We start from the raw sequence: 19,151 nt of genomic DNA on the forward strand, positions 1-19,151 counted from the left end.
CCCCGCCGCCGCGGCCGCCCCGGCCCCCCCCCGCGCCCCGGGCGGCGCGGCCCCTCAGCTGCATGGGGAGGGCGATGTTCTGGGCCGTCGTCAGGAAGGGCAGCAGGTTGCGGGCCGTCTGCTGCCAGACGAAGCCCACCGCCTCCCGGCGGTAGCGCAGGCGGTCCCTGGCGGACATCTCCAGCAGGTCGTAGCCGTCGACGGTGGCGGTCCCCGCCGTGGGGGCGTCCAGACCGGCCAGGATGTTCAGCAGGGTGGACTTGCCGCTGCCGGACGCTCCGACCAGGGCCACCAGATCGCCCTGCGCCACGGTCAGTTCGAGCCCCTGCAACGCCTGTACCTCGACCCCGTCGGTGCTGAAGATGCGCACCAGGCGGTCGCAGACGATCGTGCTGTCCGTCCCGCTCGGACGGGGTGCGGCGGCGGCCAGGGCCTGCCGGCGCAGCTCTTCGTAGGTCGGCTGCTCGGTGTTCACCGCTGGTCTCCCGCTCTCAGCTCGGTGGAGATCTGTCGTCTGCCCGATATCGCCGCTTCGGCGAGCACGGCCGCGGCGGCCACCGCAGCCAGGCCGAGCGCCTGCGTGAGCAGGGGCCGGGCGGTGGGCCGCAGCCCGGCCGGTACCTGTGCACCGATCAGCGCGGAAAGGTCCACGGCCGGCCCGAGCAGGGCCACGGCCGCCGCCGCGACCAGCCCGCCGCCGAACGCCGCGACGAGCGCCAGCGGCAGTGATTCGGCCAGGACCAGCGCCACGCCCTGGCGCGGCCGCAGGCCCATGGTGCGCAGCCGCGCGAGCAGCGCGGCCCGCTCGGGCGCGGCCCGCACCAGCGTCAGCAGCACGGCCAGCACGGCGAATCCGGCGGCGCCCGCGACCGATGCCCAAAACAGCCGTCCGGCCGCGTGCTGGAGCGGGTCGGCGGCGAGTTCGGCGACGATGTCGGCACTGGTCCGCACCACGACGTGGCCGGCGGTCGCGGCCGGTGTGGTGGCGTGCACCAGCTCCTCGAGCCGCTCCGCTCCGGTGTCTCCGAGGGCGAACCAGTGGTTGGGGCTGGAGACGTGGGGCGCCAGCGCGGCGGTCGGTGCCGCGGGCAGCACGAGGGTGGCGGCCCCGCTGCCCGACAGCGCGGGCGTGCCGTCCACCACGGCAGCAGCCCTGACCTGGAGTTCCTCTCCGCGCACCCGCAGCCGGAAGGCCTGGTCCCCGGCGCGCGCGACCAGGTCGCTGCTGAACAGCGCGGGCAGGGGAGCGCCCGGGGCGCCCCCGGAGAGCAGCGCCGGGTCGAAGCGGCCGCGTCCGACGGCACGGGCCAGCTCCGCGTACGCCACGGGGTCGACGACGACCACCGTCACCTGCGGGGAGCCCCGGTCGGTGCCGAAGACGAACGCGTCCTCCTCCACCCACGCGGGGACCGGCGTCCTCACCCCGGGCAGTGCGTTCGCGGCCCGGATCAGTTCCGGAGTCAGGGAGGCACCCGCGGGCGCGGCGATCCGGAGGTCGCCGCCGACGGCCTGCCGCGCGACCTGGAGCCGCCCGCTGTCCACCGACCCCAGCACCGTGGCCCCGAAGCCGGCCGTGGTGACGGCGCACATCAGGGCGATCAGCGGCAGGACCGAAGGCCGCCCGCGGCCGCCGCCCGCACCGCCCCCGCCGCCCCGGGCGGCGCGGGCCAGCCCGAGGAAGCCGACCAGGCCGGGGCGCCGGCCGGCCGCCCGGGCCGGCGCCCCGACGAGGGCGGGCTGGAGCCGGGCGAGCAGCAGCGCACCGGACAGGGCGAGCAGCAGCGGGGCGGCCACCAGCAGCGGATCGAGTCCGGAGGCGGTGGCGACGCCGCGGCGGCGCACCTCCACCACGGCGGCGGCGGTGGCGGCGAGGACCAGCGACTCGGCGACGAGGCGGCGCCGGGGGCTCGGCCCGCGCGGCGCGGACAGCAGCACGAACGCCCGTACGGGAAAGGCCAGCAGGGCGAGAAGCGCCACGGCGGACGCGGCGACCAGCGAGGCCGTCAGCCGGGGAGTCGGCAGCAGCCGCACGGCGAGCCAGGCGGCGAGCGCGGCGGCCGGCAGCACGGTGACGGCGCCCTCCCCGAGGAGCCGGCCCACCAGCGAGCGGCGTGAGCCGCCGCGGGCCGACAGCAGGCGCAGCTCGGCCCCGCGCCGGTCGCCGGTGAGCGCGGCGGCCAGGCAGAACACCACCACGGCCACCCCCGCGACGCCGGCCGGGCCGATCGCGGCGAGCGGAGCGGCGCCCTGCTGCCGGGCCTCGGCCCGCCGGAACAGTTCGGGAAGGCGGGAGCTGATGCGCAGGTCGGGCCGCTCGACGGCGGCGGACAGCGCGGACGCGGTGGGGCCCGTGACGAAGGAGGCGATCTCCCGTGCGACACCGGGCAGCCGATCGGCCCGCAGGACGCCGGTGTCCACCGGGAGCCGCCAGAAGAACTCGGTGCCCTCGCCCCAGGACCCGATCCGGTCGAGGCCGTCCGCGCCGACGAGCGCGGCGGTCTGCCAGTACACCTTGGGAGGGGAGTTGGGGGTGAGGTTCTGACAGGCCTTGTTCAGGCACGGCAGGTCGGTCCAGTAGACGTCGGCGGGGTCGGCGGCGTCGTACAGTCCGACGACCTCGGCCCGGAGCGGTCCCAAGAGGCTCGGCGCGGCGTCGAGCACGGTGCCGAGCGGCGCCCCCAGGGTCTCGGAGGCACTGCGCGACAGGGCCACCTGGAGCGGGGCGCCCGGTTCGCCGCCGCCCGGCCAGCGGCCCGCGACCAGCGAGGCGTGGGCAGCGGCCTCGGGGAGGTGGACCAGGGTGAGCCGGGGGTCGACCCCCTCCGGCCGGTCCAGGCCCGGGGTGGCCAGGTCGCGGGCCTTCACCCCGCGCGCGCCGTGGACGGGACCGCTCGCATCGAGGCGGAACGCCCCGCCGGTGCGCGCACGCAGGGCGGCCAGGACGGAGTCGAGGTCCTGCGGGGTCATCGGGCCGCCGCGGGAGGTGGCGGTGGCGACCAGGCTCGTCGGCCCCGGGCCCTGCTCGTGCAGGAAGGAGCGCAGGGCCCGGTCGGCGCCGCGGTCCACGGCGCGCGGCAGCGCGGCCGCCAGCAGTACGGCCACGAAGGCCAGGGCGGCCCCGAGCAGGGTCGACAGCGGCGCCGCGCGCAGTCGGGTGCGTACCCAGGATGCGGGGCGGTGGCCGCGCACGCGGGCGGTGTCCGGGGCCGGGCGGGTCACATCTCCTCCAAGAGGCGCAGCCGGTCGGCGGCGCCCCGTGCGGTCCGGTCACGGCGGCCGCCGAGCACGGCCGACAGCAGGGGCACCGCGGCGATCGCGGCGGCCATCAGCAGCGTTCCGGCGGTGGGCAGGTCCACCAGCACCGCGGGTACGGGCCGCCGCGCGGCCGGCGTCAGGACGACCAGCGGAACCACCAGGTGCACGATGGCGGCGCCCAGCCCCAGCCCGACGGCGGTGCCGAGGCCGACCAGGACACCGTTCTCGGCGGCGGCCGTGCGGCCCAGCGCGCGGCGGGGCGCACCCAGCGCCGTCAGCACCGCGAACTCGCGGGCCCGCTCCCGCCCGGCCGCCGCGGCGGAGGCTCCGAAGCCGATCGCCGCCAGCACCGCGCAGGCCGCCGCGAGGGCGGCGAGCGCGCCCTGCGGACCGGCGCTCAGCGGGTCCTCCAGGAGGGCGGCGGCCACCTCCTCGCGCAGCTGAGCCTGTTGCCCGCCGGCCCCCGCCCGCAGCTCGGCGGCGGCGCGCGCCGGGGCGGGGTCCGCGGCGGAGGCGGCGGGCAGCCACCACTCCGCGGTCGGCGGCAGCTCCCGCCCCGTGTCGGACGCCAACAGCCGCCCGGCGGTGGCCAGATCGACGGCGAGGGCGGTGTCCCCGGCCACCGGCAGCGAGCCGACGGCGGCGGTGATCCGCACCGGCACGGTGGCGCCGCCCAGCGGCACGGGGACCAGGTCGCCGACGGCCGCCCCGACGGAGGCGAGGTAGCCGCGGGTGGCGATCCCGGGCACCTCGGCGGCGGGCGGCGGCCCCGCCAGCAGGCCGAGCTGGACACCGCCGGCGGTGTCCGTGCCGCCGCGGTAGCGCACCCGGAGCAGCGCCGGGCCGCCCGGAGCGTCCTGCGCGGGCAGGAGTTCGGCGGCGGGGGCGGCGCCGGACAGCGCCGGCGCCTTCAGGGTCCAGCCGGGCGGGCTCGCGGGCAGGGGCACGGGCACCGCCGCCGCGCCCGGGTCCCCGGCGACCGCGAGGCGGCGTACGGTCAGCTCCCCGGGCTGCTCGGGGGCGCCGGTCCCGGGCCGCTCGGGCAGGCGGCCCGGGCCGTCTTCGAGGCCGTACGAGACCACGAGCCCGGCCAGGCTCAGCGGCGCGGCAACCGACCCGAGGGGTGCTCCGGCCAGCGCGTCGAGGTCCACCGAGAGGGTGGCCTCCCCGGTGTCGGGGAGCTGGAGCATGGGGCTGCGGTGGGTCAGGCCGAACCGGTCGCGCAGCAGCAGGCCCAGACCGGGGCGGCCGCCCGCCCGAGGAGTCTGGGCGGTCACCTCGAGGTCCAGCCGCCGGGGCTGTCCCGGCAGCTCGATGCCGCCGCCCGCCGGCCCGCGCGCGGCGGCGAGCGGCGCGAACAGCTCGCGCATGTCCCGTCCGTCCCGCAGGTCGGCCCGCAGCGGTACCCGGTCGGCGACCCCGGCGGCGTCCAGCGCGAGCACCTGTCCGGTCCGCCCGCCGGGCAGTTCCTGCTTCGTACGGATCACCGGGATCACCCGTTCGCCGCCGGGCAGCGAGGCGTACCGGCCGCCCCGACCCAGCGGGGCCAGTTCGCTGCCGGAGATCCGCAGGCCCCCGGCGGTGGCGAAGTCGGCCTGGTCGCGCTGCGAGGCGGTCCAGGCGGTGTGCTGGCCCAGCGCCAGGACCCCGCTCGACACGGCGAGGACGAGCAGGAGGACCGGGCCGGTGGCCCGCCTCGGCCGGCGGGCGAGCTGCCAGCCGGTCAGCGCCGGGCCGAGCCCCCGGCCGCGCGCCGCGAGCCGGCCGCCGAGGCGCGCGGCGAACGGCAGCAGCCGCAGGACCAGCAGGGTGCCCGCGCACAGGGCGAGGGTCGGCGCGGCGACGAGCACCGGGTCGACGCCGAGTCCGCCGCCCGCCCCGGCCGGGGCGGGCGGATGCTCGGCGCCGCTGTACCGGGCGAGCTGCTGGTAGGCGAGGACGGCGAGTGCCACCAGCGCCAGGTCCGCGCCGGACCGGGCGGCCCCGGCGACGAGGGCCTGGCGGCGGCCGCTGCGGCGCAGGGCGGCGGCCCCCGCGCCGCGCAGCGCGGCGGGCAGCGCGGTGAGCGCCACGCACCCGAGGGCGCAGGCGGCCGCGACGGGCCACAGCAGCCAGGTTCCGGAGGTGTTCAGGGGCACCCGCGACAGCGGGCCGAACCCGCTGAGGAGGTCGAGCAGGGGCGGGGTGAGCAGGGGTGCCAGGACGGCGGCGGGCAGGGCCAGGAGCAGCGATCCGGCGACGCCGAGGGCGCCGAGCCGGCCGCGGGAGGCGCCGCGCGCGGTGAGCAGCACCCGCTCGGGCTCCTGGCGGTCCGTCAGCAGCTGGGCGACCAGCAGCAGGGCGGCCGCGGCGAGGACGGCGAGCTGGAGCGCGCCGACCAGCAGGGAGGACCGGGCGACGAGCTGACCGGACTCCAACTCGCCCAGCAGCGCGGGGAGTTCGGTTTTGATCTGGAACCCGGTGGGTGGTGTGACGCCCGCTTCTGCGGTGCCGGTGCCGGTGCCGGTACCGGTGCCGGTGCCGGTGCTTGGGCCAGGGCCGCCCGCCAGGCCCGCCGCGCGCTCGCGCAGAGCACGCGCCTCGGCGCCGCGCACGGCGGCGAAGTCGGCGGTGAGCAGCGAGGCGCGGCTGTTCTGCGGAAGCCCGCCGGCGGTGAAGGCGGTGTCGTCGACGAGCAGCGGGCCGTAGGTGGTGAAACTGCTGACCTGGATCTCGCGGCCGCCGAGCGGGTCGAGCCGCCAGTACGGGTCCGCCGGATCGGCTGCCCGGTACACGCCGGTGACCAGCACGGTGAGCGGGGCGCCGCCGTAGCGGTCGGCCAGTCGCACCTCGGCGGGCAGCGCGGCCCCGGTCAGCCCGAGCCGGACGAGCGCGGCTGGCGGCACGGCCACCGCCAGCGGCGCGGACGGGCCGCCGGCGCCCTGGGGGGCCGGTCGGCCCGCCGCCTGCGGCCACTGGCCCGCGAGCAGCCGTACGCGCTCCCGGTCGAAGGAGGCGAGAAGCGTCAGATCGGCCTCTTTGCCGGGGGCGGCGGCGCCCGGCAGGCCGTACGGGCGGCTGCGCGCCAGGCTCTCGACGCCGACCGGGAGCCGGCCGAACAGCGCGCCCGCGAAGCCCCGTACGGCCGCGTCGTCCTGGGTGCGCGCCGAGGCCGGTCGCTCGCCGGTCACCAGCACCGTGGCCCGGTCCCGGCCCGGTCCCTGGAGGGCCTGGCGCAAGCCGGCCTCACCCACGCCGCGCGTGAAGGCGAACAGGGCCGTCAGGACGGTCGTGGTGATCAACACGGTGAGCAGTACGGCGGCGGCGAGCGGCAGTCGCCCGCGCAGCCGGCGCACGACGAAGCCGAGCATGTGCCTGTTCCTCCCCCGTCCGGACCCCTGGCACCGGATAGCGGACGATGCTTTCAGATTCGAACGCACAGGGGAAGGGACTTGCGCGAAGGATGTGACGGATGAGCAAATTCGAGCAGGAGGGGCCTACGCCTCGGGGGCCATTCCCCTCCACCGGCTGATTCGAGTACCAGGGGGAGCCCGCACCATGACGCAGCATCAGGACGGCACGGCGCCACCCATGGTCGTGGTGGACGACGTCCACCGCAGCTTCGGCAGCGGACCGCGGACCGTGCACGCCCTGCGCGGCGTCTCGTTCGAGGTGCGCCGCGGCGAACTCACCGCGCTCAAGGGCCGCTCCGGCTCCGGCAAGACCACCCTGCTGAACCTGGTCGGCGGTCTGGACACGCCGACCACGGGAGCCGTCCTGCTCGACGGCGCCCCGCTGGCCGCGCTCGACGAGGCCGGCCTGCTGGCGCTGCGCCGGGACCGCATCGGCTTCGTGTTCCAGTCCTTCGGCCTGATACCCGTCCTCACCGCCGCCGAGAACGTCGGGGTCCCGATGCGGATGCGCAAGATGCCCGCCCCGCAGCGGGAGGAACGCGCCCGGACCCTGCTCGCCCTGGTGGGGCTGGCCGAGCACGCGGAGCAGCGCCCCGGCGAACTCTCCGGCGGTCAGCAGCAGCGGGTGGCGGTGGCCCGCGCCCTCGCCAACGAACCCGACCTGATCATCGCGGACGAGCCGACGGGTCAGCTCGACTCGGAGACCGGGCGCTCCATCATGCGGCTGCTGCGGGCGGTGGTGCGCAGCGAGGGTGTCACGGCGCTGGTCGCGACCCACGACCCGGCCCTGATCGAGCTGGCCGACCGGGTGGTGGAACTGCGCGACGGCCGCATCGTCGACGAACACCGGCCGCAGGACCTCTGAGGGGATCGGGCGGCGCGCGGAAGGGCCGCGGTCCGCCGTCCACGGGCGGCCATGGCGGACAGTGGGCCGCGTGGATGTGGAAGAGATCATCGACACGCTGTACGCACTGCCGCCGGCGCGGTTCACCGCGGCTCGGGACGAGGCCGCGGCCCGCGTGAAACGGGCCGGGGACCCGGCGGCCGGGAAACGGATCGCGGGCCTGCGCCGCCCCACGCTCGCGGCCTGGACGTCGAACACGCTGGTCCGCGCGAAGCCGGGCGAGGTCGAGCAGTTCCGCCAGCTCGGGCAGGCGCTGCGGGCGGCGCACCGGTCCCTGGACGGGGAGCAGTTGCGGGAGCTGTCCCACCAGCAGCACGTGGTGATCGGGGCCCTGGCGCGCGAGGCGCTCCGGCTGGCGCAGGAGGCCGGTACGGCGGTCTCCGAGACGGTGCTGCGGGAGGTCGAGCAGATCCTGTACGCCGCCCTCGCCGACCCCGAGGCGGCACAAGCCTGGGCCTCCGGCCGGCTGGCGAAGGCCCCTGCCCTGTCGACGGAGTTCCCCGGCGTGGACCCGGACGCCGTACCGCCCGCGCCCCAGCCCCCGCCGGCGACGCCGCCCCCCGCGGCGCGGCCCGCGCGCGCCGAGCGGCGCACCGACCGCCGGGTGGAGGCGGCCCGGGCCGCCGCCCAGGACGCGGAGTGGGCCGCCACGGCCCGGGAGGACGAGCTGCGCCTGGCCGAGGAGGCGCGCCAGCGGGCGGTCGAGGAGGCGGCGGCCGCCGACGCCGAACTGGAGCGCGCCCGGGCCGCCCGGGACCGCGCGTACGCCGCCGTGGCCGAGGCCGAGGAACGGCACCGCGAGGCGGGCCGCACGGCAGGGGAGGCCCGCCGCGCGGCCAAGGCCGCCGCCCGCCGCCTGAGGTCCCTGACGAACGACACGGCCGACGAGACCGGGGGTGACGGGGGCGACGAGGGCGGCTGACGGACCGCCCGGGCGGCGCGAGCCTACGCGACGGGCCCGGTCGCCCCCGGCTAGACGGCCTGGAGGCAGTGGTCGACCAGCGACTCCCTCACCGCGGCCGGGAGCGAGGGGTTCTCGGCCGTCGCCCGCGCGAGGTCCTCGTCGGCGGCGTCGAGCAGGCCGACCACGGCCTGCGGCGCGAGCACGGGATGGGCGGCGGCGCCCCCGACCGCACGGGCGGCTCGTGCCGGGCGGCGGGTCACGGGCGGACCGCCTGCTGCGAGGTCGCGGCCAGGGCCTCGGTCAGGGCCCGGGCGTACGGGTGGGGGCGGCGACGGCGGGGGAGCAGGACGCCGATGTGCCGGGCGGGGCGCGGGGGTTCGACGCGGATCGCCTTCACCTCAGGCGACGGGGCCAGGGAGACGTGCGGGACCAGGCTGACGCCCACACCCGCCGCGACCAGGCTCTGCGCGAAGAAGTAGTCGGTGGTGGACGCCCCCACCCGGAGGTCGAAGCCGGCGAGTTCCGCGTAACGCCGCAGGAACGCCTCGGTCTTGAGACAGCCCACCACCCAGCGCTCGGCGGAGAGTTCGCCCAGCCCCAGCGAGGACCGGTCCGCGAGCCGGTGACCGCGCGGCAGGACCAGCCAGAGCGGGTCCTCCATCAGCGGCACCCAGTCGAGCGCCGGGCGCTCGCCCGGCCGTACGGGCGGCGGCCCGTCGAAGTGGTAGGCGAGCGCGAGGTCGGCCGCGCCGGCGCGGACCATCGGCACCGCAGCCTCCGGCTCGCTCTCCAGGACCGTCAGTTCCACCTCGGGATGCGCGGCCACGAACACGGCGAGCGCGGCGGGCAGCAGACGGCGGCCGCCGCTGGTGAAGGTGGCCACGGTCAGGCGCGGCCGCGGTGCGGTGAGCCGGTCGATCTCGTGGCGGACCTGGTCCAGTTCGCAGGAGATCACCTCCGCCGCCTCCACCAGAAGCCGTCCGGGCTCCGTGAGGGTCACCCCGCGGGTGCTGCGCACGGCGACCGGCCGGCCCAGGGTGCGTTCCAGTGCGGCGATGTGCTGGGAGACCGCCGAGGGGGTCAGGAGCAGGGCTCCGGCGGCCTTGTTGAAGCTGCCGTGCTCCGCCACGGCCCGCAGGACGCGCAGCCGCTGCACATCGATCATCAGTTTTCCTTAACCCCGGTTCAGTGGATCACCAGTTCCGCTGGGGACCCTACAGCGGCAGAGTCGAGCGCATGAACACGATTCTTGTCATCGGCGGGAGCCGGTACTTCGGAAAGTCCCTGGTCCTCAAGGCGCGCGACGCCGGCCACCAGGTCACCGTGCTCAACCGGGGCTCCAGCGCCCCGCCCGCCGGAGTCGGCCACGTCCTCGCCGACCGCGACGACGAGGAAGGGCTGCGCGCGGCGCTGGGCCCGCGCACCTTCGACGCCGTCATCGACCAGGTCTGCTACACCCCCCGGCAGGCCGCCGTCGCCCGGCGCGTCTTCGCCGGGAGGGCCGGCCGGTACGTGATGACCTCCACGATGGAGGTGTACGACCCCGCAACCCTCCCCGGCCCGGCGGCGGCCGACGGCCCGGTCGGCGGCCGGGGCAGGAGGCCGTTCCCGCACCGGGTCACCGAGGACTCCCTCGACCTGGCGCGGGCCCCGCACACCACGCCCGCCGAGCCGCACGCGGACCCCGCCCGCGCCTACGCCGAGGGGAAGCGGCAGGCCGAGGCCGTCTTCCTGCGCGATCCCGCCTTCCCCTTCGTCTCCGTACGGACCGCCCACGTCCTGGGCGGCGGCCGGGAGGAATGGACCGGGCGGCTGGCCCACTACGTGGAGCGGATCGCCTCCGGGACTCCGGTCGACGTGCACGCAGCCCCGCACGCCACCTCGTTCATCCATCACCGGGAGATCGCGGACCTGCTGTACTGGGCGGCCGTGCAGAGCTTCACCGGGCCGGTGAACGCGGCCTCCGACGGCGTGCTCGACGTGACGGGCCTGTGCGAGCTGGTCGCCGCGCAGCTCGGGCGGCGGCCGCGGTACCGGGTGGTCGAACAGGGCGCAGCCGCCTCGCCGTTCTCCTTCGACCGCGCCTACGCCATGGACAACGGGCGTGCCGCCGCCCTCGGTTTCGGCTTCGGCAGGGTCACCGGGTGGCTGCCGTCGGCGATAGCCGAGGCGGCCTCGTGCGGGGCCGGGCGGTCGCCCCTGTAAAAACCGTCCCGTGGGGTTGGGTAGGGTGCCGGTCGTCGGGTGAGATCTGCGTGGGAGACATGAGTTGATGAGTGGTCAGCAGCCGGGCAGGGGCGATTCCCCTCAGGTCTTCCAGCCGCTGGCCGGAGACGATCCGACGACCATCGCCGGCTACCGGCTCGCCGCCAAGCTCGGCGCGGGCGGCATGGGCAAGGTGTACCTCTCGTACACACCCGGCGGCCGGCCCGTGGCGATCAAGGTGATCAGGCCGGAATTCGGCGAAGACGCCGAGTTCCGCCGCCGGTTCACCCAGGAAGTGCAGTCCGCGCAGCGGGTGCAGGGGCTGTTCACCGCCCCCGTCATCGACGCCGACACCGACAGCGCCCAGCCCTGGCTGGCCACCGCGTACGTGCCCGGCCCCTCGCTCGCCGACGCGGTGGCCGCGCACGGCGCGCTGCCCGTCGAGGCGGTGCTGCTGCTCATCGCCGGCATGGCCGAGGCCCTGCACGTCATCCACGGCGCCGGCATCGTCCACCGCGACCTCAAGCCGTCCAACGTGCTGCTCGCCGCGGACGGCCCCCGCGTCATCGACTTCGGCATCGCCTACGCCGCCGACGCGACCTCCCTCACCGGCAGCGGGGTGACCATCGGGACCCCCTCCTTCATGGCTCCGGAGCAGGCCGCCGGACGCAAGGTGACTCCGGCCACCGACGTCTTCGCGCTCGGCCAGGTCGCCGCGTACGCCGCCACCGGAACCCCGGCCTTCGGCGAGGGCACCTCGCACGGCGTCCTCTACCGGATCGTCCACGAGGAGCCCGACCTCAGCGGGGTCCCGGAGCGGCTGACCGAACTGGTCACCCGGTGCCTCGCCAAGGACCCCGAGGCCCGGCCGTCCCTGTCCGAGATCATCGCGCTCTGCCAGGCCGCCAACGCGGAGACGGTGCTGCGCCGCCCGGAGGACTGGCTCCCGGCCCCCGTCGCCGCCGACATCACGGTGCGCGCCGCCGCCCCCGCCCCGGTGCAGACGCCGCCGCCCCCGGCGACCGCCCCGGCCGTGCCGGCGTACGCGCCCACCGCGCCGGCGGCTCCGGCGACCCCGCCCCCGGGCTTCGGTCCGGCGCCGCAGCAGCACACGCAGCCGCACCAGCCTCAGCAGCAGCCGCACCAGCCTCAGCAGCCCCCGCACTCGTACCCCACACCCCCGCCCGCGTCCGCCCCGGCCCCCGGATCCGCCGCCGCGCAGGCCCACGCGCACGCCTACGCGCCGACGCAGTTCCCGGCGCAGCAGCACGTCCAGCAGCCGCAGCCGCAGCCCCTACCGCAAGCGCCGTACCCCGGACCGTTCGTGCCGCCGTCCGCGCAGCCCCCGAAGAAGTCCGCCAGGAAGGGCGTGCTCATCGCCTTGGCGGCCGTCCTGGTCTTCGCCATGGCGGGCAGCGCCACGGCCTACGTCCTGCTCAAGGACAACGACAAGGGAGGCCGGGCGGCGCAGGGCAGCGGCTCCTCGCAGGACAAGGGCAAGCAGGCCGACCAGGCCGGGGGAGGCCAGACGGGCTCGGCCAAGCCGAGCGCCAAGCCGAGTCCCAAGGCCGATCCCAAGCCCACCGAGCACAAGGGCATCAACCTCACCGCCGGCTACCACCTGACGCTCGGGGACGAGGACGTCCGGCCCCAGGACGGTGAGGACGGCGGCTACGAACTCTCCTACGACACCGGCGGATACCTCGACGCGGAGACCTCGGAAGGGAACATGGTCCTGCTCGATCCCGGCCAGGAGGGCTCCCTCGCCGTCTGCCGCGCCGAGACGCGCTTCACGAAGAACATCTACCTGAACAAGCTCTCCAAGGGGCGGCAGATCTGCGTCACCACCGGCACCGGGCACCTGGGCCTGGTGACGGTGCAGGGCTTCTCCGCCGAGAACTCGCCCAGCAAGTACATGACGCTGGACGTGACGGTCTGGCGCAACGCGGTCCGCTCCGGCACGGGCGGCTGACCCCGCGGGCCGGTCGCCTCGCCGGAACCGGACCTCGGGGGCCGTCGTCTGAGACCCCGTGTGGATGAGACGAAGAATCGCAGCCCTGCTGACAGCCCTGCTCGCGACCCAGGTGGGAGCCCTGGTCAACCCCGCCTACGCGTGCGGGTGCGGGGCGATGGTTCCCGACGGACAGTCCCGGATCGCGGTCGAGCGGGAGACGTCCGTCGTGCGCTGGGACGGCCGTACGGAACAGATCCTCATGCGGTTCACCGTCGGCGGGGACGCGCAGCGGGCCGCCTGGATCATGCCCGTGCCCGGGCGGGCCACGGTGGAACTGGGCGACCGAAGCGTGTTCGGCGACCTGGACCGGCTCACCCGGCCCGAACGGCAGACCCGGAGCTACTTCTGGCCCCGGGGAGGCGACTGGCCCTTCTCCTCCGGGATCCGGGACGGCGCAGGCGCCGCACTGCCCGGCAGCAGCGACACGGGCGTCGGCGTCGTCGGCCGCGAGCAGCTCGGCGACTTCGACGTCGCGCGTCTGACCGCCACCGACCCGGACGCCCTGGAGAACTGGCTGGAGTCCAACGGCTTCAAGCTCCCCGACCGGCTCGCGACCGAGGTCAAGCCGTACGTCGACCAGAAGTGGGAGTACGTGGCCGTACGACTGGCCCCCCGGCAGCAGGGCAAGCCGCTGCGGGGGGACCTGGACCCGCTGAAGATCCGCTTCGAGAGCACGGCGCTCGTCTATCCGATGCGGCTCTCCCGGATGGCGAAGACCCCCCAGTCCCTCGGCCTGTACGTCCTGGCCGACCACCGGATGGAGCCCAGCTCGACGATCGGCGGATCTGCACCCGAGGTGACCTTCGCGGGGAAGGTCACCCCCACGGGCGGAGCCCTCGCCGAACTGACCGGCCGCGCACCGGTGTTCCTGACCGCCATCGAACAGCGGTTCCCCGAACCGGGCCGCATCGACGCCGACCACGAACTGCGGGCCACCGCCAAGGACACCCCCTACCGCCGCGTCGTCTACCGCAACGAGCTGCTCACGGTGGGGGACGGCATCCCGGTCTGGCTCCTGACGGTGTCCGCCGCCCTCGTCGCACTGGCGGCGTCGGCCTTCGTGGTGCTCAGGCGCCGACGCCGCCGCGCGGCCGCGTGACTCAGAGCGGCCGGTCCGGCTGGGTCCGCCAGAACGCGCACTGGTGGTCCTCCCCGAACGAGGAACCCGGTCCCGTCCCCACCGGGCGGAGGGTGAGCACCGGGGCCGACCCGGAGCCCGGGACGACCGCCGGCCAGGGGGCCTGACCCGGCACGACGGGCGCGCCGAAGCGGGCGAAGGCCCCCCAGTAGCGCTTCATCCGGGTCGCCAGCTCCACCTGCACCGGGCTCAGCGGACGCTCACCCATCGTGAAGTCGTGCAGATAGGCCAGCTCAGCACTGTGCCCGTTCGACTGGTCCAGGCCCGGCACCTGCGCCCCGGCCAGCGTCGGCGACCGCGGATCGTCGAACTCGTACGCGAACGTCGGCACTTGGGAGGCGAACAGCTCCGCCGTCCACGCCGTGTGGCAGGCGAAGGTCGAATCGGTCAGCACGGCCGACAAGGCCAGATAGGGGGAGCCGTGCGCTTCGACCGGATAGCGCGCGAGCACCTGCGGCCCCGCGTCCCCGTACCGCGCGAGGACCTGTCCCGTGTACTGCTCCCGGGTCAGGTGCGGCTGCGTCAGCGCGACGAAGAAGCGCGCCTCGGCACGGGTGCTGCCGATCAGCACCGGCACCCTGTTCCACGTGCCGCTGCGCACGGCCCGCTCCGGATCGGCCGGCAGCAGGCCGTCGCCCGACGCCGGACCCGGGGTGGGCAGTGAACGGGCGGCGGCGACCAGAGCCGCCCCCGGGGCGCCGCGCAGGCACGCGGCCACCCCGGCCGGGTCGCCCCCGCAGCCCGCTTGCGCGGCGAACTCCCGTGCCAGGGCCTGTGCCCGGCCGCTGTCGGGCGTACGCAGCAGGGTGCACGGGCCGCTCTGCAGCACCGCCCGGTGGAAGAGACCGGCGGCCGAGGGGGCCGCCAGCAGCCCGCACACCGAACCGCTGCCCGCGGACTGCCCGGAGACCGTGACACCGTCCGGATCCCCGCCGAACGCGCCGATGTTCTCCCGGGTCCACCGCAGCGCCGCGATCTGGTCCATCAGCCCGAAGGAGCCGGACCGCACCTCGCCTGGCCCGTTCAGCTCGGGAAGGTCCAGATAACCGAGCTGCCCCAGGCGGTAGTTGATGCTGACCACCACGGTCTGGGTGAGCTCGGCCATGGTCCGCCCGCCGAACTGGGTCCCGGTGCCCTGGCTGTACGCGCCTCCGTGCATCCAGACGATCACCGGCAGCCGCGCTCCGGGGCGGGCCGTACGGGGCCGGTACACGTCCAGGTACAGGCAGTCCTCGCTGACGGCTTCCGGATCGCGCAGGCCGAACGGCGAGAACTGCAGGCAGGCCGGGGCCTGTTGGGCGGCCTCGCGCACCCCGGTCCAGCGCGGCGGCGGTTGCGGGGCCCGCAACCGGGCGGCGCCGACCGGGGCAGCGGCGTAGGGGACGCCCAGGAACTCCTGCGCCCCGTCCCGGTCCTGCCCGCGCAGGGCTCCCTGCGCAACGGCGACCACGGGCGGCTGTGGACCACCGGACCGGGCGGCCGCCGGTACCGCCGCCGCCAGCAGGGCCACGGCCAGGGCGAGCGCGGCACCGAGCCGCGGTCCCCTCCGGAGTCTCACGGGCGGAGTCCGGAGATCAGGGCGGAGGTCACCGCGTGCTCGGCCGGGCCGGTGTTCCAGTCGGCGTTCATCGGGCTCACGGCGATCCGGCCCGCGGCGACGGCCTCGAGGTCGCCGCCCTTGGCCGCGGGCCGCAGCGCCACCTTGACGGTCACCTTCCAGGTGCCGTCGCCGGAGTCGGTGAAGTCCGGCTGGAGGAAGTTCTGCGGATCCTGGAAGGTGGCGGCCACTGCGGCGGCCGTCCCCGAACTGTCAGCGCCGATCACCGGGTGGTTGACGTTGAGGCCGACCCCCTCGGGCAGCAGCCGCCCGGACCGGGCCCGCGCCCGCAGCCGGTCGATCAGTTTGACGGCGAAGTCGAGGGTCGGGCCCATCGCGTTGACGGTGGTGACCGGGTCGGGCGCGGCCAGGCCGCCCGTGCTCAGGGCGATGGCCGGCACCCCGGATTCCAGGGCGGCGACGGCGCCGCCGACCGTACCGGAGTGGGTGGCGAGCCCGGCGACGTTCGGGCCGAAGTTGGTGCCGGAGACCACGAGGTCGGGGGCCTCGCCGGCGAAGACCTCGGCCAGCCCGAAGGCGACGGAGTCGCCCGGTGTGCCGTCGACGGCCCACACCTTGGGCTCGGGGTGCTTCACCGTGAGGGTGGGGGCGCTCATCATTTTCGTGCCGGTGCCGCTCTGGTTGGTGAGCGGGGCGACGATCGTGACGTCGTGACCGGCCGCGGTCAGCCGCTCGAACGCCTTGCGGATCCCGGGGGCGCTGTAGCCGTCGTCGTTGGTCAGCAGGATCCGCAGCGGGTCGGTGTTCTGCGGAGGGGCGGCCTGCGGGGAGGCGGCCGCGGGCGCCGTACCGGCCAGGGCCGGGGTGCACAGCAGCAGGGCGGCCAGCGGCAGAACACGCTTGCTTCTCACGGGGGATGCTCCTTCGGAGAGGTGGTTGCGCGGTGGGGTCGTGCGGTCAGCGGTGCGGTGCATGCGCGGTGGATGGCGTAGTGGGTCGCGCGGTGGATGGTGTGGTGGGTCGCGCGGGGATCAGCGCACGCTGCGGATCGGGAGGATGGCGAGCGCGCCGATCAGCGACAGCGCCCCGCCGGCCAGGAAGAGCGGGGTGTAGCCCCCCAGGCCGGTGACGATGGCGGAGGCCACGAAGGGGGCGATGATCTGCGGTCCGGCGTTGGCGATGTTGAGGACGCCCATGTCGCGGGCGGCGTCCTCGGCCCGTGGCAGGACGAGGGTCACCAGGGCGGTGTCGACGGCCATGAAGCAGCCGAACGCGAGGCCGTTGAGGGCGCTGAAGACGAGCATGCCGGTCCAGGTCGGGCTCACCACGGGGACCGCCATGACGAGTCCGGCGAGGGCCGCCGAGACGCCGACGAACACCTTGCGGCGGTTCCACCGGTCCGACAACAGGCCGCCCAGCACGGTCGACAGGGCCATCGCGACCATCGACACCGGCGTGAGGACGGCCATGGCGGCGGGCGGGGTCAGCCCGGCGGGCAGCGCGATGTGGTCGTCGAGGATGTAGAGCTGGTAGCCGACGACCGAGAAGTAGCCAAGGACCATCAGGGCCCGGCCGATGAAGGCCCACCGGAAGTCGTGGTTGCCCAGGGAAGAGAGGAAGGCGGCGATGCGGGCGCCCTTGGGGCGGGCGGCAGCGGCGGCTGCCGCGGCAGCGGTGGCGGACGCGGAGCGCGGGACGTCCCGGCACACGGTGGTGAGCAGCAGCGCCGCCACGGCGACGAGGGCGCCGAAAACGAGGTAGCCCGTGCGCAGGTGGTCCGCAGTCTGGGAGGCGATGAGGACGCCGACCGTGCCGCCGATGGGCAGACCCAGCCCGACCAGCGCGGACGCGGTGCCGCGGCGGGCGGCCGGAACGCGGTCGGGCACGATCGCGGTGACCGCGGCCTGGTAGACGTTCATGGTCGCCTGCACCAGGCACCAGCCGATGCCGACGAGGAGCGCGGTGGTCACGCTGCCGAGGAAGGCCAGGGCGGCGAGCGAGGCGAAGGCGCCGCCCAGGATCCAGGGGCTGCGGCGTCCGCTGCGGTCGGAGAGGGCGCCCGCGATCGGGTTGAAGGCCGTGGCGAAGATCGAGCTGATGCCGCCGATCAGGCCCAGCACGGCGACCTTGTTGACCGGGTCTATCGCGGCGATCTGGAGGGGCAGCAGGACCGAGCCCACACCCATGTAGACCGCCAGCATGGCGGAGTTGGCGAACAGCAGCAGGGGCAACAGGGCGCGCTGGCGGGGCGGTTCGGGGACGGCGGGGACGGGATCGACGACGTCGGGCAGGGCCATGACGACTCCTCGGAGACGGAGCGGGGAGGTGGTGGGGAAGGGGCGGGGAGGGAACGGGTGGGGAGCGCCGCCCACGCGGGGAGGGGGCGGCGGGGGCGCGCGGCGGAGCCGGGGGCGCGGGGAGGGACGGCGGGACGAAGCGCGGCCCACCTGAACTCGGGAAGCGTGTTACACGTGTCACCTGTCGCGCTGGAGACTGTGTAGCACCCATTTCCGGCCACCGCCAGGGGTCGAGCAAGGTCCTGGCCCGGATCGTGACCGCCCGGAGACCGGAGGTGCCATGACGTGTAACCAACCCTTGTGCGAGGGCTGGGTCTCGGCCATACTCCGTGCCGCACGCCGACGTTCCGTGTCGGCACCGCGGCCCGGTCCGGCGCGTTCCCCTCGGCCGGCACGCGTATCCGCCCGCCCTTCCGTGCGGCGGTCGCCCCCAGCCGCCGCCGCACGCCCCCCAGCCGCCGCCGCACGCCCCGGCAGCAGCGCACCGCCCGCCTCCGCCCGCTCCCGTCCTCCCGGCCTCACCACCGCCCAGGCGTGCCGGCGCTCCGGTTCGCCGTCACTCCGGTTCGCCGTCACGGCTCCGCGGCGCCTCGCCGTTCCGCGGGTCCGCCGTTCCGTTCCGCCGTTCCGCCGTTTTGCCGTTCCGCCCCGCCGCTCGCCGCTCGCCGCTCGCCGCTCGCCCTCCCGCGTCCGTTCCGGGACGACCGTGAAAGGCCCCCGTCATGCCGCCCTCCCCCTCCCGCGTGCCGCCGCGCGACCTGCCCGCCGCTCCGCCCCGCCACGCCCTCGCCTGCGGGATCGCCCTCCTGCTCGTACCGTTCCTCGTCGCCCTGCTGCTCCCCGTGGTCGAACGGCCCTTCTTCCAGGGGTTCGACGACTGGTGGGCGGCCGCGGTGAACAGTTCGTCCGCCGACGGGGACGGCGGGTTCGCCCTCGTCCTCGACCGGCTCGGCGGCCCGCTCGGGCTGATCCTGCCGCTGGTGCTGATCGGCGTCCTGTGCGTGTACGGGCGCTGGCGCTCGGCGCTCTTCGTCCTCGCGGCGGCCGTCTGCGCCAACATCGTCGTGGTCCTGCCGCTCAAGCAGCTGGCCGACCGTCCGCGTCCGCCGCACCCGTGGGTCCTGGTCAACGAGGGCTCGTACCCCTCGGGCCAGGTGTTCAGCGCGGTGACGCTGGTGATCGTGGCCGGGCTGGTGGTGTTCCCGCCGCGTGCGAGACGCTGGTGGTGGGCGGTCGGTGCGGGGTACGTCCTCGCGATGATGGGGAGCCGGACCTGGCTGCACGCCCAGTGGCTCAGCGACACCTTCGCCGGCGTCCTGCTCGGTGCCGGAACCTGTCTGGTGCTGTGGCGGGCCTTCGCCCCGCTGCTGCGCGCGGAAGTGGAACGCATGGCCGCGGACAGCCTGTGGCTGTGAGGCGGGCCGGCTCCGAAGGTCGCGCGATATCGCGAAGTATTGACGGTCGAGAAAACCACGCAATAGTCT

Annotated in this window: 14 protein-coding genes; 6 read left to right on the forward strand and 8 right to left on the reverse strand. The window is 75.8% G+C overall.

What is annotated here, in order from left to right:
* The 3 genes from AB0D44_RS05620 to AB0D44_RS05630 all read right to left on the reverse strand — a co-directional run.
* The coding region (locus AB0D44_RS05620; RefSeq protein ID WP_362584897.1) for an ATP-binding cassette domain-containing protein at positions 1-445 on the reverse strand (445 nt) is incomplete at its 3' end.
* Positions 446-471: 26 nt separating this feature from the next.
* Positions 472-3,219, reverse strand: a complete 2,748-nt coding sequence (locus AB0D44_RS05625) for a hypothetical protein (protein ID WP_362584805.1) — start codon at positions 3,217-3,219, stop codon at positions 472-474.
* The gene (locus AB0D44_RS05630; protein ID WP_362584807.1) at positions 3,216-6,605 is read right to left on the reverse strand and encodes an FtsX-like permease family protein; all 3,390 of its coding nucleotides are present in this window, start codon (positions 6,603-6,605) and stop codon (positions 3,216-3,218) included. Before AB0D44_RS05630 ends, AB0D44_RS05625 begins: the two co-directional genes overlap by 4 nt.
* A gap of 187 nt (positions 6,606-6,792) precedes the next feature.
* Between AB0D44_RS05630 and AB0D44_RS05635 the strand changes: the two genes are divergently transcribed.
* Positions 6,793-7,512, forward strand: a complete 720-nt coding sequence (locus AB0D44_RS05635) for an ABC transporter ATP-binding protein (protein ID WP_362584810.1) — start codon at positions 6,793-6,795, stop codon at positions 7,510-7,512.
* A gap of 70 nt (positions 7,513-7,582) precedes the next feature.
* Complete coding sequence (locus tag AB0D44_RS05640; RefSeq protein WP_362584813.1) at positions 7,583-8,473, forward strand: hypothetical protein; 891 nt, start codon at positions 7,583-7,585, stop codon at positions 8,471-8,473.
* A 50-nt stretch (positions 8,474-8,523) separates the two neighbouring features.
* On the opposite strand, the gene AB0D44_RS05645 is transcribed toward AB0D44_RS05640, so the two are convergent.
* Positions 8,524-8,715: a hypothetical protein gene (locus AB0D44_RS05645; protein WP_362584816.1), complete on the reverse strand. Its 192-nt coding sequence runs from the start codon at positions 8,713-8,715 to the stop codon at positions 8,524-8,526.
* Complete coding sequence (locus tag AB0D44_RS05650) at positions 8,712-9,620, reverse strand: LysR family transcriptional regulator (RefSeq protein ID WP_362584818.1); 909 nt, start codon at positions 9,618-9,620, stop codon at positions 8,712-8,714. Before AB0D44_RS05650 ends, AB0D44_RS05645 begins: the two co-directional genes overlap by 4 nt.
* Positions 9,621-9,691: 71 nt before the next feature.
* Here AB0D44_RS05650 and AB0D44_RS05655 point away from each other — a divergent pair, with 71 nt between their 5' ends.
* The 3 genes from AB0D44_RS05655 to AB0D44_RS05665 all read left to right on the forward strand — a co-directional run bounded on the left by AB0D44_RS05655 (position 9,692) and on the right by AB0D44_RS05665 (position 13,773).
* Positions 9,692-10,660 carry a reductase gene (locus tag AB0D44_RS05655; protein ID WP_362584821.1) on the forward strand — a complete coding sequence of 323 codons (969 nt, stop codon included), beginning with the start codon at positions 9,692-9,694 and terminating at the stop codon, positions 10,658-10,660.
* Between the two features lie 67 nt (positions 10,661-10,727).
* Positions 10,728-12,632: a serine/threonine-protein kinase gene (locus AB0D44_RS05660; protein WP_362584823.1), complete on the forward strand. Its 1,905-nt coding sequence runs from the start codon at positions 10,728-10,730 to the stop codon at positions 12,630-12,632.
* 64 nt (positions 12,633-12,696) lie between these two features.
* A complete protein-coding gene (locus AB0D44_RS05665; RefSeq protein WP_362584826.1) occupies positions 12,697-13,773 on the forward strand; it encodes a DUF2330 domain-containing protein in 1,077 nt (358 codons plus the stop codon).
* A gap of 1 nt (position 13,774) precedes the next feature.
* Here AB0D44_RS05665 and AB0D44_RS05670 read toward each other — a convergent pair whose 3' ends face one another.
* The 3 genes from AB0D44_RS05670 to AB0D44_RS05680 all read right to left on the reverse strand — a co-directional run bounded on the left by AB0D44_RS05670 (position 13,775) and on the right by AB0D44_RS05680 (position 17,667).
* Positions 13,775-15,370, reverse strand: coding sequence for a carboxylesterase family protein (locus AB0D44_RS05670; protein ID WP_362584829.1), 1,596 nt, complete (start codon positions 15,368-15,370; stop codon positions 13,775-13,777).
* On the reverse strand, positions 15,367-16,281 hold the full coding sequence (surE, locus tag AB0D44_RS05675; protein ID WP_362584832.1) for a 5'/3'-nucleotidase SurE: 915 nt from the start codon (positions 16,279-16,281) through the stop codon (positions 15,367-15,369). Before surE ends, AB0D44_RS05670 begins: the two co-directional genes overlap by 4 nt.
* A 120-nt stretch (positions 16,282-16,401) precedes the next feature.
* Positions 16,402-17,667 carry an MFS transporter gene (locus AB0D44_RS05680; RefSeq protein ID WP_362584835.1) on the reverse strand — a complete coding sequence of 422 codons (1,266 nt, stop codon included), beginning with the start codon at positions 17,665-17,667 and terminating at the stop codon, positions 16,402-16,404.
* 722 nt (positions 17,668-18,389) lie between these two features.
* Between AB0D44_RS05680 and AB0D44_RS05685 the strand changes: the two genes are divergently transcribed.
* Positions 18,390-19,082, forward strand: a complete 693-nt coding sequence (locus tag AB0D44_RS05685; RefSeq protein WP_362584838.1) for a phosphatase PAP2 family protein — start codon at positions 18,390-18,392, stop codon at positions 19,080-19,082.
* The last annotated feature ends 69 nt before the right edge of the window (positions 19,083-19,151 follow it).

It is taken from the genome of Streptomyces sp. NPDC048349 (assembly GCF_040651925.1).
Classification (GTDB): domain Bacteria; phylum Actinomycetota; class Actinomycetes; order Streptomycetales; family Streptomycetaceae; genus Streptomyces.

What these genes read in the sequence shown, in the direction of transcription:
- AB0D44_RS05630 (WP_362584807.1), bottom strand. Translation starts at nt 6,605, where the DNA reads ATGCTCGGCTTCGTCGTGCGCCGGCTGCGCGGGCGACTGCCGCTCGCC.
- AB0D44_RS05635 (WP_362584810.1), top strand. Translation starts at nt 6,793, where the DNA reads ATGACGCAGCATCAGGACGGCACGGCGCCACCCATGGTCGTGGTGGAC.
- AB0D44_RS05650 (WP_362584818.1), bottom strand. Translation starts at nt 9,620, where the DNA reads ATGATCGATGTGCAGCGGCTGCGCGTCCTGCGGGCCGTGGCGGAGCAC.
- AB0D44_RS05655 (WP_362584821.1), top strand. Translation starts at nt 9,692, where the DNA reads ATGAACACGATTCTTGTCATCGGCGGGAGCCGGTACTTCGGAAAGTCC.
- AB0D44_RS05660 (WP_362584823.1), top strand. Translation starts at nt 10,728, where the DNA reads ATGAGTGGTCAGCAGCCGGGCAGGGGCGATTCCCCTCAGGTCTTCCAG.
- AB0D44_RS05665 (WP_362584826.1), top strand. Translation starts at nt 12,697, where the DNA reads ATGAGACGAAGAATCGCAGCCCTGCTGACAGCCCTGCTCGCGACCCAG.
- AB0D44_RS05680 (WP_362584835.1), bottom strand. Translation starts at nt 17,667, where the DNA reads ATGGCCCTGCCCGACGTCGTCGATCCCGTCCCCGCCGTCCCCGAACCG.
- AB0D44_RS05685 (WP_362584838.1), top strand. Translation starts at nt 18,390, where the DNA reads ATGCCGCCCTCCCCCTCCCGCGTGCCGCCGCGCGACCTGCCCGCCGCT.